Origin of the sequence: Cyclobacterium jeungdonense, from assembly GCF_010994275.1 — a bacterium.
Classification (GTDB): domain Bacteria; phylum Bacteroidota; class Bacteroidia; order Cytophagales; family Cyclobacteriaceae; genus Cyclobacterium; species Cyclobacterium jeungdonense.
In genome coordinates this window covers 319,914-335,535 of record NZ_WMCD01000005.1, presented here as the reverse complement: position 1 = coordinate 335,535, position 15,622 = coordinate 319,914, and the positions used below count along the sequence as shown (strand labels likewise).

12 protein-coding genes are annotated in these 15,622 nt (G+C 44.8%); 7 read left to right on the top strand and 5 right to left on the bottom strand.

Going from position 1 to position 15,622, the window contains the following annotated elements:
* Positions 1-64 precede the first annotated feature (64 nt).
* Positions 65-1,636 (top strand): Rne/Rng family ribonuclease, encoded by a 1,572-nt coding sequence (locus GKS34_RS12915; RefSeq protein ID WP_163385237.1) that lies wholly within the window; start codon positions 65-67, stop codon positions 1,634-1,636.
* Between the two features lie 19 nt (positions 1,637-1,655).
* Here the strand turns inward: GKS34_RS12915 and GKS34_RS12910 are convergent, their stop codons facing one another.
* Positions 1,656-2,024 (bottom strand): DUF805 domain-containing protein, encoded by a 369-nt coding sequence (locus tag GKS34_RS12910; RefSeq protein WP_163385236.1) that lies wholly within the window; start codon positions 2,022-2,024, stop codon positions 1,656-1,658.
* 335 nt (positions 2,025-2,359) lie between these two features.
* On the opposite strand from GKS34_RS12910, the gene GKS34_RS12905 reads away from it, so the two are divergent.
* The 3 genes from GKS34_RS12905 to GKS34_RS12895 are packed head-to-tail and all read left to right on the top strand — an operon-like array spanning position 2,360 to position 5,529.
* Complete coding sequence (locus GKS34_RS12905; protein WP_163385235.1) at positions 2,360-2,842, top strand: GNAT family N-acetyltransferase; 483 nt, start codon at positions 2,360-2,362, stop codon at positions 2,840-2,842.
* Between the two features lie 50 nt (positions 2,843-2,892).
* A complete protein-coding gene (locus GKS34_RS12900; RefSeq protein ID WP_163385234.1) occupies positions 2,893-3,993 on the top strand; it encodes a vWA domain-containing protein in 1,101 nt (366 codons plus the stop codon).
* 3 nt (positions 3,994-3,996) lie between these two features.
* Entirely contained in the window at positions 3,997-5,529 is a 1,533-nt protein-coding gene (locus GKS34_RS12895) for a P-loop NTPase family protein (protein ID WP_163385233.1), read from the top strand.
* Between the two features lie 42 nt (positions 5,530-5,571).
* Here GKS34_RS12895 and GKS34_RS12890 read toward each other — a convergent pair whose 3' ends face one another.
* The 4 genes from GKS34_RS12890 to GKS34_RS12875 all read right to left on the bottom strand — a co-directional run bounded on the left by GKS34_RS12890 (position 5,572) and on the right by GKS34_RS12875 (position 10,731).
* Positions 5,572-6,798, bottom strand: a complete 1,227-nt coding sequence (locus GKS34_RS12890) for a redoxin domain-containing protein (RefSeq protein WP_163385232.1) — start codon at positions 6,796-6,798, stop codon at positions 5,572-5,574.
* 197 nt (positions 6,799-6,995) lie between these two features.
* Positions 6,996-8,033 carry an ABC transporter ATP-binding protein gene (locus GKS34_RS12885; RefSeq protein ID WP_163385231.1) on the bottom strand — a complete coding sequence of 346 codons (1,038 nt, stop codon included), beginning with the start codon at positions 8,031-8,033 and terminating at the stop codon, positions 6,996-6,998.
* Between the two features lie 18 nt (positions 8,034-8,051).
* Positions 8,052-9,686 (bottom strand): ABC transporter permease, encoded by a 1,635-nt coding sequence (locus GKS34_RS12880; protein WP_163385230.1) that lies wholly within the window; start codon positions 9,684-9,686, stop codon positions 8,052-8,054.
* A 13-nt stretch (positions 9,687-9,699) separates the two neighbouring features.
* Positions 9,700-10,731: a Fe(3+) ABC transporter substrate-binding protein gene (locus tag GKS34_RS12875; RefSeq protein ID WP_163385229.1), complete on the bottom strand. Its 1,032-nt coding sequence runs from the start codon at positions 10,729-10,731 to the stop codon at positions 9,700-9,702.
* A 124-nt stretch (positions 10,732-10,855) separates the two neighbouring features.
* Here GKS34_RS12875 and GKS34_RS12870 point away from each other — a divergent pair, with 124 nt between their 5' ends.
* The 3 genes from GKS34_RS12870 to GKS34_RS12860 all read left to right on the top strand — a co-directional run bounded on the left by GKS34_RS12870 (position 10,856) and on the right by GKS34_RS12860 (position 15,357).
* Positions 10,856-11,791: a hydrogen peroxide-inducible genes activator gene (locus tag GKS34_RS12870; RefSeq protein ID WP_163385228.1), complete on the top strand. Its 936-nt coding sequence runs from the start codon at positions 10,856-10,858 to the stop codon at positions 11,789-11,791.
* A gap of 56 nt (positions 11,792-11,847) precedes the next feature.
* Positions 11,848-13,239: a dipeptidase gene (locus GKS34_RS12865; protein ID WP_163385227.1), complete on the top strand. Its 1,392-nt coding sequence runs from the start codon at positions 11,848-11,850 to the stop codon at positions 13,237-13,239.
* Between the two features lie 102 nt (positions 13,240-13,341).
* Positions 13,342-15,357: a protein-disulfide reductase DsbD family protein gene (locus GKS34_RS12860; protein ID WP_163385226.1), complete on the top strand. Its 2,016-nt coding sequence runs from the start codon at positions 13,342-13,344 to the stop codon at positions 15,355-15,357.
* Positions 15,358-15,622: the final 265 nt, after the last annotated feature.

The following is a 15,622-nucleotide window of genomic DNA, read 5'->3' as shown; positions in this document are numbered from 1 at the left end:
GAAGAAGTAATTAGCTAACTTCTTAAAACAAAAACGTTCTTTTATTTCATAATAGAGACACAATTTGAGTTCAGAATTATTAATTGATTCATCTCAAAACGGTAGTCGCATTGCCTTGTTGAAAAACAAAAGCTTGATTGAGCTTCATGTAGAAGAAGAAGACAACAAGTTTAAAGTCGGAGATATCTATCTTGGTTCTGTAAAAAAAATCGTCAATGGCTTAAACGCTGCTTTTATAGACGTTGGTTTTGAAAAAGACGCTTTTCTACATTATCAGGATCTTGGACCTAGGGTAAACAGTTTGAATAAGCTGGTTAAAATTACCCGAAATAGGAGCCATCAGGGTTTTAACCTGAAAGGCTTCGAAAATGAACCTGAAATTGATAAACTGGGAAAGATTTCGCAGGTTTTATCTAAAAACAATCAGGTTTTGGTGCAGGTAGTGAAAGAACCGATTTCAACCAAAGGACCGCGGCTGTCCTGTGAGCTCTCCCTTGCTGGTCGATACCTGGTTTTGGTACCCTTTTCTGACACGGTAAACGTATCCAAAAAGATACGCAGTGCCGAAGAAAGAAGAAGGTTAGCCAGGCTTATCACGTCTATCAAACCCGTGAATTTCGGGGTGATCATCCGTACAGTGGCAGAAGGACAATCTGTCACCGAATTGGATAAAGATCTCAGAAACCTCCTTGAATCATGGGAAGAAGGCATGAAAAAGCTGCAAAAAGCCAAGGTAAAAGACAAAATCATCGGAGAAATGAGTTTGGCCTCCTCCATTATCAGAGACCTGCTCAACGAATCTTTCGACGCAATCACGGTAGAGGATGAAGTAATTTATGATCAGATGCGATCTTATATAAGATCGATTGCTCCAGAAAAAGAAAAAATTGTTAAGCTTTTCAACGGAAAAGCAAAGCTCTTTGAAAGTTTTGGTATAGAAAAACAGATCAAAAGCCTGTTTGGATCCACCGTAAGTTTGCCCCAGGGCGGATACCTCATTATTGAGCACACCGAAGCCCTTCACGTGGTAGATGTAAACAGTGGAAACAAATCCAACCAGGAAAACGATCAGGAAAATACCGGCCTTAAAACCAATTTAGTAGCGGTAAAGGAAATTGCAAGACAATTAAGGCTTCGCGATATGGGTGGTATCATCGTAATCGATTTCATTGACATGAAAAAAGCCGATAACAAACGGGCTATTTTCGAAGCGATGAAAGACGCGATGAGAGACGACCGATCAAAAAATACGGTGCTCCCACTCACAAAATTCGGATTGATGCAAATCACCCGACAACGCGTCCGACCCGAAATGAACATTGTCACCAAAGAAACCTGCCCATCCTGTAATGGTACTGGAAAAATCCAGGCGTCCATTTTGGTAGCAGACAAATTGGAAAAAGATTTAGAACATCTTGCAACGCACCAAAACGAATCGAAGATTAAAATAGCCATGCACCCTTATTTATATGCCTACTTTACACATGGCATTTATTCCAAAAGGATACAGTGGTTTTTTAAATATTACAAATGGATCAGCCTGATTAAAGATTCTTCACTGCCGGTGACGGAGTACAAATTCCTGGATAGCACAGGAGAACCTATAGAAATCATCGTAAAAAGCGAGTCTGAATAAGACTCGCTTTTTTTTTATACTAAACCACCGTTTTGGGATTGGGGCCGTATTGATTGGCAGGTTTACTGTCTTCCACTAAAAATACAATCAGCACAATAATACCTATGAAGGGTATCAAGCCGATCAGTACCCATAGGCCTGATCTTCCCGTGTCGTGGAGTCTTCTCACAGCCACCGCTATACCCGGAATGAATATGGCTAAACTGTAAATCATACTCAAAAATGAAAGGTCAAGGAATGTTCCGACGATTCCAATACCAATACTGATCAAAATATTAAACAGCACAAAGTACCAATACTCGCTTCTCCTCGCCCTGCCGTCAAATTGAGCATATTTATTTTTAATCACATCTAGAAAATAATCAAAAGGCTGGGAATGGGCATTCATATTAATGGGGGTTACGGTTGAAAATCAAACAGTAATTAACCTACTTATTTATCGGCAAATTTCCAAACTTTCCTTCAGCTAGGACCAACCGCTGGTTTACCTATTTCCATTCAATGTTGTGATCTGGTAAATGCCCTTTAATGTCAGCTGCCTGTCTATCAGATCAAAATGATCGTTGAATTACCGGCATCAATGGATAAGAACATGGTATATAGATTTGTTTTACCAAAGATAAAAATTGCTCCGGCACTGCCCTCGCCAAACTTGCGGTTAATTTTCCAAGAAAGAGGCCACTCTCTGCGCCTAAAGTGGGTCCTTTTTATTAATTTCAACATATGTATATCGTTAGAAAAGGAGAAAAAGAAGACTTGCCGCAGGTATTTGCGCTCATCCACGAACTTGCCGTTTATGAAAAGGCACCCGACGAGGTGACCAATACGGTACAAATGATGGAAAAAGATGGGTTCGGTACGAACCCTGTCTTTGGTTTTTTTGTGGTGGAAAAAGAAGGTGATGGAGCCATTATTGGAACAGCCATCTACTACTACCGCTACAGCACCTGGAAAGGAAAACGCCTTTACCTGGAAGATTACATCATCACCGCCTCGGAGAGAGGAAAAGGTGCGGGTAAATTGCTTTTTGAGGCGGTCTTAGCCAAATCGCTGGAAGAAAATTGCACGGGCATGATGTGGCAGGTTTTGGACTGGAACGAACCGGCCATCAAATTTTATAAAAAATACGGTGCGAGTTTTGAGGAAGAATGGCTCAATTGCCACCTGCAGGCCGAAGAAATTGTCGCTATCGTACAAAATCCATAAGGGATTTCCAAAAACGAAAACCTCTGGCAGTAATATTTTGTTAAGCAACTATGAAAGGTTTCAGATTTACCAAATTTGTCCCACAGAAAGATCCTGATAAAAATACCTTTGATCAGCTATTGGACATTTTCCTTCAATTAGTCACCATGACCGGCGGAGACGTGGCGGAGGCCCTCAGTTGGCTGACCAACCTGGACAAACGATACCAGATGACCACACCCGGTTACGGCATTGGTGATTTTATTGAAGATTTGAAAAGTAAGGGCTACCTGGACGAAAAGCAGGGAAAAGGATCGATTAAAATTACCGGAAAAGCAGAACAGACCATTCGAAAAAGTGCGCTGGAAGAAATTTTCGGAAAACTAAAAAAAGGGAAAGGTGGGCAGCACAAAACTACCCATACAGGGCCAGGTGAGGAAAGTGGTTCTGAACGAAGGCCTTTCCAGTTTGGTGATAACCTCGATCAAATCGCGCTTACCGATTCCTTGAGAAATGCGCAGGCAAATCATGGGTTTTCGGGCGAATTCTTGTTGACGGAGGACGATTTGGAAATCGTGGAAAGCGAGACTCGTACGCAGACCTCCACCGTCCTGATGATCGATATTTCTCATTCCATGATCCTTTATGGAGAAGACAGAATTACTCCGGCCAAAAAAGTGGCCATGGCATTAGCAGAACTGATCAAAACCCGCTACCCGAAAGATACCCTGGACATTATCGTTTTTGGAAACGATGCCTGGCAGATTGCCATCAAAGACTTGCCATACCTCCAAGTGGGGCCCTATCATACCAATACGGTAGCCGGACTGGAACTGGCCATGGACCTGCTGAGGAAAAGAAAAAACCCAAATAAGCAAATTTTTATGATCACCGATGGAAAACCCACCTGTCTGAAGGTAGGCATCAAATATTATAAAAATAGCTTCGGAATTGATAGCAAAATACTCAAGGAAACCTTGAAACTGGCTGCGCAATGCAGGCGGTTGAAGATTCCGGTAACCACTTTTATGATTGCCTCCGACCCCTATCTCAAAGAGTTTGTTAAAGAATTTACCACCGTCAATAACGGCAACGCCTATTATAGCAATCTCAAAGGCCTGGGTCATTTGATTTTCGAAGATTACAGGAGAAACCGAACGAAACGTTTTTAAAGCATGGAATACCAAAAAATGACCAACAAAGAAAGATTGAAAATACAAACCCTGGGACAGCTGAAAGCCGTAGGCTATTCGGGGAAAACAATAAAAGAAGAGTTAAGGAAAAACCTGATCCATAAAATCCAAAATAAGGAGAATGTTTTCGAAGGTATTTGGGGTTACGAAGATACTGTCATACCGGATATTGAACGGGCAATTCTTTCCGGACACAATATCAACCTGCTCGGATTAAGGGGGCAGGCAAAAACCCGGATTGCCAGGATGATGACCCTTTTACTGGATGATTACGTACCTGTGGTCAAAGGCTCGGAACTCAATGACGACCCGCTACGTCCTATTTCCACTTTTGCCAGGGAATTGATTAAGGAAAAGGGGGATGATACACCAGTGGTTTGGTGGGCAAAGGAGGACCGATACACGGAAAAACTTGCCACCCCGGATGTGTCAGTTGCCGATTTGATTGGAGACGTGGACCCCATCAAGGCCGCCACCATGAAACTTTCCTATAATGACGAAAGGGTCATCCACTTTGGTTTGGTGCCTCGATCCCACCGCTCCATTTTTGTGATTAACGAATTGCCGGATTTACAGGCGAGGATACAGGTGGCTCTTTTTAATATCCTACAGGAGGGAGATATTCAGATCAGGGGCTTTAAGCTGAGGCTTCCCCTGGATATTCAATTTGTGTTTACCGCCAACCCGGAGGATTATACCAATAGGGGAAGCATCGTGACCCCGCTTAAGGACAGGATCGAAAGTCAGATTATTACCCATTATCCCAAAAACATTGAAATAGGTAGAAAAATAACCCAACAGGAAGCCAAGTTGACAGATCGGCCTTTGGATAAGATCCACGTTCCGGAATTAATGAAGGATCTGATTGAACAGATTGCCATAGAAGCCAGAGATAGTGAGTACGTGGACGAGAAAAGTGGCGTTTCAGCAAGGCTTACCATTTCTGCTTACGAAAACCTTATATCCGCTGCGGAAAGGCGATTGTACTTGAACAATGAAAACCAAACCATGGTACGGATTGTGGACCTTATCGGTGTCATTCCCGCCATCACTGGAAAGGTAGAACTTGTCTATGAAGGAGAGCAGGAAGGCGCCGGACTGGTAGCGCACAATCTGATCGGAAAGGCCATCCGAAGTTTGTTTGTGCAATATTTCCCTTCTCCGGAACAAAAAAAGAAGGAGAAGGAAGGCAATCCCTATGTATTACCTCTGGCCTGGTTTGGAGAAGGAAATGAGTTGGATATTCTGGCTTCCCATACCGACAAAACTTATAAATCCGACTTACACCAGGTACCGGGATTGGAAAAAATTGTTACCGAATTTGTAAAGGACTTACCCGAGAAAGAAAAAGAATTCTTCATGGAATTTGCCTTGCACGGGCTGGCCGAATACAGCCAGCTAAGCAAAAAACTGCTGGATACCGGCATGCAATTCAAGGACCTCTTCAGCAGCATGTTTGATCTCGGAAATCCCGGATTAGAGGACGACGATGAGGAGGATCCATTTGACAATTGATTCCGGAAACTGATTGAACGCAGGACATTCCTTTGGTTCCTATTAGTAATACCTGCCTATCATGGGATGATCCACAATGGTTTTTTTCAATGCCAATGGGTCGATGGTGCCAGGTACTTTGTGGTACACCTTTCCTCCTGGTTCGATCAGCAAGGTTAGGGGAAGACTGCCGTCCCAATCGTTTTTGACCACATCGATAATGGCATATTTATCATCGGTATTTACCAGGTAATTGGTGGTTGCCGAATATTTTTTTTGTAAGAATTTAAGGGCTTTATCGGCAGATTCGGGATTATCAAGAGATACCGATACAAACTCAAAATCCCGGTTGCCATACATCCGTTGGATTTCAATAAATTCAGGATATTCCACAATGCAGGGTCCACACCAGGTGGCCCAAAAATTTACTAACCGAAGTTGATCGCTGTCATTTTCCAGCACCTTTTCCAATTCCTCCAGGCTTATCATAGACAGGTCCACTGGTTTTTCCTTCCATTCTTCGTTTACCTTGAGGGTATACTCATTTTTCCAGGCCCACTTGATGGAACAGCCGAAGGCGGGTGTAGTGGCACGGTCTGCAGCCAAAGCTTCTCCCTGAAGGGTTTTTTCGATGGCATGGATAGCGTCCTCCGCTTGCCCGGTCCCCGGCTTTTCGGAAGCATCTATTCTGCCCTGATAGGTCAGTTTTCGATCCTCATCAAAAACAAAAATATGAGGTGTCGCCGTTGGGCCATAGGCAGTGGAAAAGCGATGCTCGTCCCCATCGTATAAATAGGGGAAATTATAATCCATTTCCTCAGCACGGATTTTCATGCTTTCAAAGTCATCGTTCAAATCGGTGTAGCCCAATTCCTCAGGAAGTACGGCAATGGGCGAATTGGGAGAAATGGCAATAAACTGAACCCCCTGCTCACTGTATTCCTCCGCCAGGTCAATAAACCGCTGTTCGTATGCCTGGGCAGTAGGACAGTGGTTACAGGTAAAGTTGATTACCAGAACTTCCTTATCCTGATAATCCGAAAGCTCATGGTATTGGCCGTCTACTCCCGGCAACCTGAAGTCTGGTGCCGTGTCACCTATTTCCAGGGTGTTGATAGGCTTTTCCTCCACTACCTTTGGATCCGGTGTGAAAAATTCCTCGGATGAGGCAGTGTTGGCTGTCTTTTCGGAAGCCTGATTGCCTGGCCTGCAGGCATAAACCAGTGATGACAGCAGAATAAGGAAGCAAACCTTCGCAAACAGGTAATATAGGCTGTGTAAAGCTCTCATTTTGGCATGGATTTAATATAACTATACAAGAAAATCAGGAAATTTCCTGTTGTCTGAATTAAATATACAGAATAATTGCGTTAGGAAAAACATCCTGACAGGTAGACCTGGAAAAACCAGGGACCAGATCGGATTTCAAGAAGCACATTAATGATATGTTGTTTCCTATCATCCGAATTTACTCAAACAGAACCTATCTAAAAAGCATCCTCCACCTTAAACGAGCGGATGGTAAAAAACACCCTGCTCCCCTTGATAAAATGGCGGGTAGGGCTTGCGCGTACGTAAACGCATTTTCCAGATTCATCTGCCAGACGCACCATTTGGTGATCACCAAAATAGGCACACTGCCTGACGGTACCTATCAACGCTTGTCTCAGACTTTTCTTTATTTTTATCTCTTCGGGACGGAAGAGGATTTTTACCTTATTTTGGAAATTTCGGGACCGTTCATCGGCGATAAAACCGAAGGAGGTATAAAAGCCATCATCAGTTGCTGTCGCCAGTACCTGGTTTCTTCTGCCAAAAAAATTGGCCACATAGGGATTAACAGGGTTTTCGTATAATCTCTTCGGGCTATCCAATTGTTGCAGGTAGCCTTTGTGCAGAATGGCCACCCGGTCGGCCGTAGAAAGTGCATCCCGGGTATCATGCGTTACAAACAAAGCGGTGATTCCGGATTTTTTAATAATCTGTCGGATTTCTTCCCTGACCTGATCTTTGAGCACGACATCCAGGTTACTGAATGGCTCATCCAGCAGCAGGATAGTCGGGTTGGGAGCAATTGCTCTTGCGAGTGCCACGCGTTGTTGTTGACCGCCTGAAAGCTGGTGGGGGTATTTGGTGTATTTTTCATTCAAACCCACAAGCTTCAACGTTTCCTTTGCGATATCCTGCGCATTTCCCTGCGAGTCCCTGATCCCAAATTTCACATTGTCAAGAATATTCAGATGAGGAAAAAGCGCATAATCCTGAAAAACCATCCCCACATTCCGTTCATTTGCTGGCACCGATTTATTTCCCTGCACCATGGTTTGTCCCGATAGCATAATAGAGCCGGCATCCGGATGTTCCAAACCGGAAATCAAGCGAAGCAGTGTGGTTTTTCCAGAACCGCTTTCCCCGACCAGCGCTAGAATCTCCCCTTGCTTTACTTCCAGGGAGATGTCCTTTACAGCATAATCTTCGGAACTCGCATATTTTTTATCGATGCCTTGCAGCCTGAGTATATTCATTCAAAAATGTCTGTTTTCCTACACGTTCGCCTTCCGGATCATCCTATTCAGGAAAACGATGGGCACTATTCCCGTAAGGATAATGATCAGGGAGGCATTGGCCGATTCCGCTATCATCTCATTGGTGGCCATATCAAATGCTTTGGTGGCCAATGTTTGATAGTTAAACGGGCGAAGAATCAAAGTTAAGGGTAATTCTTTTAATACATCCACAAATACCAGCAATATGCCACTCAATACACTGGCTTTGATCAAGGGCATATCTATTCTCCATAAGGTTTTCCAGCTATTTTTACCCAAAAGCCTGCCGGCCTCATTTACATGAATGCCTATTTTTTGAAAACCAGCATCAATAGGGTGATAACCCACGGCCATAAACCGAACGATGTACGCAAAAATAAGAGCAGAAATAGTACCTGAAATGACCAACCCAAGTCGGTCTGATAAAAGATTTTCCCGCAACCAGTGGTCCAGACCTAAAACAGGCACCATGATGCCGACCGCTATTACGGCTCCCGGGATGGCATATCCAAGCGTACCGATGCGGGTAACATTTTTCAGCCATGGCAACGGACTTAATCTTAAGCTATATAGCAAAATTACTGCTATCACGGCCACCAGAAGGCCTGCCCCGGCAGCCAATCCGAAGCTTCTAAGGACCAGATAGAAAAAATCAGCGTCCATTGATTTCTGATAAGTAAGCCAGACCCAATGAATAATTTGCATAAAGGGTGCAAAGAAACTGAGGAAAAAAACCGTCGAACAAAAAAAGGTGAGTAACCACCTTTTTCCCGTAGGTAGCACTACGCTTACCAATGGCTTGCTTACCGAATGGTTAGATGAAAATCGCCTGTTGCCACGCTGCCAACCCTCCAGGAATAAAATGACAAATACCAGAAGCATCAGAATGGCGGCGAGGTAAATGGCCGTGGTCACATCCCCCATGGAAAACCAGGACCGAAAAATTCCTGTAGTAAATGTGCTTACCCCAAAATATTTTACGGTGCCGTAATCATTTAGCACTTCCATCGAAGCCAAAGCGATGCCCCCGACAATGGCGGGACGGGCCATGGGAAGGGCCACCCTCAGAAAGGTTTGCCAGCTATTTCTTCCCAAAAGGGAGGCGGCTTCCTGCAAGGTTCGGGATTGCCGCAAAAAAGAAGCCCGAGACAACAAATACACGTAGGGAAACAAGGTAATGGACAAAATAAAAATTGCCCCGGGAAGGTTCATGATATCCACGATGCTTCCTACGACCTGAAAACCGAGTTTATTTCTTAGAAAGGCTTGCAAAGGACCTGAATAATCAAGCATGCCGGTGTAGGTATAGGCCATGATGTAACCCGGAAATCCCAAAGGTAAAATCAGAATCCATTCAAAATACCTCCTCCCGGGAAACCGGTAATTGGTTACGGCCCAGGCTGTGGAAACGCCCAGTAAAAAGGTGCTAACGGCGACACCTGCCAGTAAAATCAGGGTATTTTTAAAATAACCCACCAGCAAGGTATCCTTCAGATGCGTCCAACTTCCACCCGGTGGATCGGTTAACTTAATAAGTATCGTAAAAATAGGGGTAGCGATTAACAACAGCACCAGTAAGGTACCGGTCATCCATTTATTCCACCAGTAAATCCGTTGTTTAGCAATTTCCAATCTTGCTTTTTGATTATTTCCAGCCTACTTCATCAAAAATAACTACTGCTTGCCTATTATTTTCTCCAAGAAGCGACAGGTTTATGGAATCGGCTTTAAATTCTCCCCAACTCTGAAGTAGTTCAGAGGGTGAGACGTTTGGATTTACCGGATATTCGTAGTTAACGTTAGCTAAAACCTGCTGGGATTCTTCCGCCGATAAAAATTCGATCAATCGAACCGCATTTTCCTTATTGGGAGCATGGCGGGTTACTCCCGCTCCGGAGATGTTGATATGAGTTCCCCTGTCATTTTGATTGGGAAAAAATATGCCTACCTGCTCCGCTGCCTTTACGGTTTCCGGATTGGCATCATTGAGCATGATCCCTATATAGTAGCTGTTAACTATGGCTACATCCCCTTCGCCTGAAGCAACGGCTTTTACCTGATCCCTATCACTTCCTTTAGGGTCTCGGGCCATGTTAGCCAAAAGTCCGGCAGCCCATTCCCTGGCTTTTTCGGGACCATGTGCCACAATCAGAGAGGCTAGCAGGGATTGGTTATAAATATTTTCTGAAGACCGGGTCAATACCCTGCCTTCCCATTGGGGTTCGGTAAGACTTTCGTAAGAATCCAAATCTTCCGGATTTACCCTTTCTTTATGGTAGGCAAGTATTCGGGCCCTGTACGTCAACCCAAACCACAAACCTTCTGGGTTACGGAATTTAGCTGGTATGTTTTGATCCAATACCGTTGAGGAAACCGATTGAAACAAGCCCTTTTCCTGGGCGCGGTGAAGCCGGCCTGCATCCACAGTAATCAGTAAATCCGCCGGAGACCCCTCCCCTTCCAACTCCAGTTTTTGGATCAATTCATCGGCGCTGGCGCTAACCACATTTACTTTTATACCGGTTTCAGCAGTAAAAGCATCAAATAATTGCTGGTCGGCATCGTAATGTCGGTGGGTGTAGACATTAACTACTTCCTCTTCCGTGCTTTTTTGACCACAGGAAAATGATACTATCAAAACCAGAGCGGATACGAAAATTGTTTGAATTTGCTTCATATTTACAGTGTTTGCGCACAAAATTAGGCATTATTTATATCAAATCTAAATAAAAGAAAAAAGATTTTTATATTTGCAAAGCCCCTAATTGCAAGGGACATTGCCACCACACTAGAAAGGTATAATGACCATTCAGCAACTGGAATACATATTAGCTGTAGATAAGTTCCGTCATTTCGGTCATGCAGCCGAAGCATGTTTTGTCACCCAACCTACTCTGAGTGCTCAGGTGAGTAAACTGGAAAAAGAGTTGGGAGTCATTCTCTTTGACCGTTCAAAAATGCCCGTTATTCCCACGGAAATCGGTGATAGGATCATCTCTCAAGCCAAAAAGGTGGTATCTGAAAGCAAGGGGATTATCGAGTTGGTATCTCAGATGAAGGGAGATGTAAGTGGGCTAATCAAAATGGGCGTCATCCCTACCATTGCTCCGTATTTGTTGCCGCTTTTTATCCAAAATTTTATCCAAAAATACCCGAGAGTCCAGCTTCAAGTGCAGGAGATGGTGACGGAAGATATTTTAAAAAGGCTAAAAAACGATGAGCTGGATATAGGTCTGGTGGTCACCCCGCTCCAGGAATCGGGCATCGTGGAGAAGCCCATTTTCTACGAAAAATTTTTCGTGTACCTGTCGAAAAACCACCCCTTATTGAAACAGGGCAAGGTGTCCTCAGGCGCAATTTTAGCTGAAGATTTGTGGGTCTTGCAGCAGGGCCATTGTTTCCGGGATCAGGTACTCAACCTCTGCGATCAAAACAAATTTCAACGGATGAATTTCCACTACGAAAGCGGCTCACTGGAGGGGTTAAAAAACATGGTAAACCGCTACAAAGGGATTACCCTGCTTCCCGAGCTGGCTACCGAAACCCTGAGTGAAGAGGAGAAAAGCAGGTTGCGCCCTTTTCAGGGAGAGGCTCCTGTCAGGGAAGTAAGCTTGATTCTGACTCGCAGCTTTCTGAAACAAAAGTTGGTTTCCCTTCTTTTTGATGAGATCCGAAACGTAATCCCGACACACATGCTTTCCAAAAAAGAGGGCAAGCTGGTAAGTTTCAAATTATAAAGGAAAATCCTTTAAAAAGCGTTAATTTCGCTCTTGAAATCAAGAACGAAAAATTCATGTCCATTCAGCGTTACATAGCAGCAAATTCCCCTCGATTTTTAGATGAATTAGTAGATTTACTAAAGATTCCTTCTGTCAGTGCTGACCCGGCCTATAAGGAAGAGGTGGTAAAAGCCGCCGAATTTGTCAAAGAGAAGTTGATTGCCTCAGGGGTAGATCATGCTGAAATCTGTGCAACGGCCGGTTTCCCCATCGTTTACGGAGAAAAGATCATTGATCCGGCAGCCCCTACCATTTTGATCTACGGGCACTACGATGTGCAACCGGCGGATCCGTTGGAGTTATGGGATTCGCCTCCCTTTGAGCCGGTGATTCGTAATACGGACCTTCATCCTGAGGGAGCTATTTTTGCACGCGGGTCAGCCGATGACAAGGGTCAATTTTACATGCATGTGAAGGCCTTTGAAGCCATGATAGCAGAAGACCTCCTCCAATGCAATGTGAAATTTATGATCGAGGGAGAGGAGGAAGTTGGATCCGAAAACCTGGACCTGTTTGTTCAGAAAAATCAGGAAAAACTAAAGGCTGACGTGGTATTGATTTCCGACACTTCTATGATTTCTTTGGAACACCCCTCCGTAACGGTTGGATTGCGGGGGTTAGCCTACCTGCAGGTGGAAGTCACAGGTCCCAATAAGGACCTGCATAGCGGGACTTTTGGAGGATCTGTCGCGAATCCCATCAATGTACTATGCAAAATGATTGCTTCCCTACACGATGAAAACCATCACATTACCATTCCGGGTTTTTACGATCAGGTTCAGGAGTACGATTCGGAATACCGAAAGCAATTAAATCAGGCTCCCTTTAACGAGGAGGATTTTAAACGAAAGCTGGATGTGAAAGAAACCTATGGAGAGAAAGGATATAGCACCATTGAAAGGGTAGGCATTCGACCCACTCTGGATGTGAATGGTATTTGGGGCGGTTACATCGGCCAGGGCGCCAAAACCGTGCTCCCTTCCAAAGCCCATGCAAAGATTTCCATGCGCCTGGTACCCGATCAGGAGCACAAGGAAATTGCCCGGCTGTTTGAACAACATTTTAAACGAATTGCTCCTCCCGCCGTAAAGGTGAAAGTGGTTCCTCATCACGGTGGACCGGCTGCGGTGATTCCTACCGACTCCATAGGCTACCGGGCAGCAGAAGCCGCCATTCAGGAAGCTTTTGGCAAAAAAGCCATACCTACCCGGGAGGGAGGTTCAATCCCTATCACGGCCCTGTTCCAGAAAGTATTGGGCCTGGATCCGATTTTGCTTGGGTTTGGACTGGATACCGACGCGATTCATTCTCCAAACGAACATTATGGCGTTGCCAATTACCTAAAAGGCATCGAGACCATCGCCTTATTTTTTAAGCATTTCAACCAACTTTCGAAGGAAAAATAAGCAGGGAACCCAAAAAGCTTCTGTCAGGAACTTATCCATTGGCATTTCAATTAATAGAGGGAATGATTTGAATCCTGAACCAATGAATGGCTAATTAATTATATGAAGGTATCGCGTCTGATTCCCCTTGTTTTCCTGCTTGCTTTAGCGACGGGTCTGAATGCTCAGGTAATTTCTCCTCCGAAATGGGATATCCGGATAGATAATCCGGAAGCCGAAGTCGGAGAGGAAGTTACCCTGGTTTTTAAAGCAAGTATTCCAATCAATTGGTACATCTATTCCAATGATTTTGATCCTGACCTTGGCCCGCTGCTAACAGAAATCCTATGGGAAGACACCACCGGGGTCCGTCCTATAGGAGAGCTTAAGGCCATTAATCCAAAGATAAAGTATGAGGAAATATGGGAAGGTGATGTCACTTACTTCGAGAAGGAAGGAGAATTTCGGCAAACCCTGCTGATCGAATCTGCCGATGCCCTGATCGAGGGTACACTGGAATACCAAATGTGTTCCGACATCACCAACCAGTGCATCAATTACCAGGAGGAGTTCACCATTGCATTGGGCAATGCCTCAGCAAGTTCTTCCGGGGAGGAAGCTTCAGAGGCTGACCTTTTCACGACGCAGAATGGAAACGAAACCGGGGAAGCTACTACTATTACGCTGGAGCAGCCGGAGTCCTCGCTGCTTGGCTTTATGGTCATCGCCTTTTTGGCAGGGTTGGCGGCATTACTCACTCCCTGTGTTTTCCCGATGATTCCCATGACGGTAACTTTTTTTACCGGAAGGGCTACTTCCAAATTTCAGGGGTATCGAAATGCCTTTATTTACGGGTTTTCTATCATCGCTATCTACACCATTGCAGGAACCATTGTTGCTGCCGTACAAGGGCCGGAATTTGCCAATTGGCTTTCTACTCATTGGTTACCCAATATTTTCTTTTTTGCCGTTTTCATTTTCTTTGCCTTGGCTTTTCTGGGCTTATTTGAGATCACCCTGCCCACTGGTTTTGTAAATAAAATAGATGCCAAAGCGGATAAAGGGGGAATGGGCGGGATCTTCTTTATGGCTTTTACCCTCGTGCTCGTTTCCTTTTCCTGTACCGGTCCTATTGTGGGATCTATATTGATCAGCTCTGCCGGTGGGGCACTGGTAAAACCCATTTTGGGCATGTTTGCCTTTTCCCTGGCCTTTGCCCTCCCTTTTACCCTCTTCGCCATTTTTCCAGGTTGGCTTAATTCACTTCCCAAATCTGGTGGCTGGCTTAATTCCGTCAAGGTGGTGCTGGGTTTTCTGGAACTGGCCCTGGCGTTTAAGTTCCTGAGTATTGCCGACCAGGTGTACCATTGGGGAATGCTGGACCGGGATATTTATTTAGCCATTTGGATTGTCATTTTTGCCCTGTTGGGACTCTACCTGCTGGGAAAATTGCGGCTGCCGCACGACAGTCCCCTGGAATACCTCAGCGTTCCCCGATTGCTGCTGGCCATGGTCACTTTTGTTTTTGTGGTTTATATGATACCCGGTATGTGGGGAGCCCCGCTCAAAGCACTCAGCGGCTACTTACCTCCCATATCTTCCCACGATTTTGATTTGGTAGAGATCAGCAGGGAAAACACTTTGTCGTCAGATCAGGATCTGGACGAGGTTCCAAAATACGCGGATTTTCTTCATTTTCCACACGGCATTCAGGGATACTTCGACTACCAGCAGGCACTGGAAGCCGCCAGAAGGCAGGATAAGCCCTTGTTTATCGATTTTACAGGGCATGGCTGTGTGAATTGCCGGGAAATGGAAGCAAGGGTCTGGTCCGATCCAAGAGTACTGAGAAGGCTGAAGGAGGATTTCGTGATGGTGGCCCTGTACATTGACGAGCGCTACACCCTACCCGAATCCGAATGGTACATTTCCACCTACGACAACAAGGAAAAAACCACCATCGGCAAGCAAAACGCGGATTTTCAAATCACGCGATTTAATAACAATGCGCAGCCCTATTATGTCATCCTGGATCATGACGAGGAATTGCTGGTAAATCCCATAGCCTACGAAACGGATATTCAGAAGTTCATAGCGTTTCTGGATGCCGCAAAGGAAGAATTTGCCAGGCGGCAATAGGGTCATTTGAAAATCGGGGAGGTTTCTCTACCACACTTACTTGAGCTGCAAGTGAAATTACTGGTGGGGTCTTGTTTCCATATCAGGACCCCGCCTGGGTATAACTTCACCCTCCTAATTTCGGTGCGCCAACAAATTCCATTTACCATTTAGCCATTTGCTATGGCTAGAAGTCGGCTTACCCGAGGCTACCAACATGTTACCCCTCTGGGGTTGGTTTTTTTATACCGTGATCTCGATTTTTGCGCTTTTTAAATGTTAGGCC

Bases quoted from the DNA above. Each gene is read 5' to 3' on its own strand.
- GKS34_RS12860 (WP_163385226.1), top strand. From the start codon at position 13,342: ATGAAGGTATCGCGTCTGATTCCCCTTGTTTTCCTGCTTGCTTTAGCG.
- GKS34_RS12870 (WP_163385228.1), top strand. From the start codon at position 10,856: ATGACCATTCAGCAACTGGAATACATATTAGCTGTAGATAAGTTCCGT.
- GKS34_RS12890 (WP_163385232.1), bottom strand. From the start codon at position 6,798: ATGAGAGCTTTACACAGCCTATATTACCTGTTTGCGAAGGTTTGCTTC.
- GKS34_RS12910 (WP_163385236.1), bottom strand. From the start codon at position 2,024: ATGAATGCCCATTCCCAGCCTTTTGATTATTTTCTAGATGTGATTAAA.
- GKS34_RS12865 (WP_163385227.1), top strand. From the start codon at position 11,848: ATGTCCATTCAGCGTTACATAGCAGCAAATTCCCCTCGATTTTTAGAT.
- GKS34_RS12885 (WP_163385231.1), bottom strand. From the start codon at position 8,033: ATGAATATACTCAGGCTGCAAGGCATCGATAAAAAATATGCGAGTTCC.
- GKS34_RS12905 (WP_163385235.1), top strand. From the start codon at position 2,360: ATGTATATCGTTAGAAAAGGAGAAAAAGAAGACTTGCCGCAGGTATTT.
- GKS34_RS12900 (WP_163385234.1), top strand. From the start codon at position 2,893: ATGAAAGGTTTCAGATTTACCAAATTTGTCCCACAGAAAGATCCTGAT.
- GKS34_RS12895 (WP_163385233.1), top strand. From the start codon at position 3,997: ATGGAATACCAAAAAATGACCAACAAAGAAAGATTGAAAATACAAACC.
- GKS34_RS12875 (WP_163385229.1), bottom strand. From the start codon at position 10,731: ATGAAGCAAATTCAAACAATTTTCGTATCCGCTCTGGTTTTGATAGTA.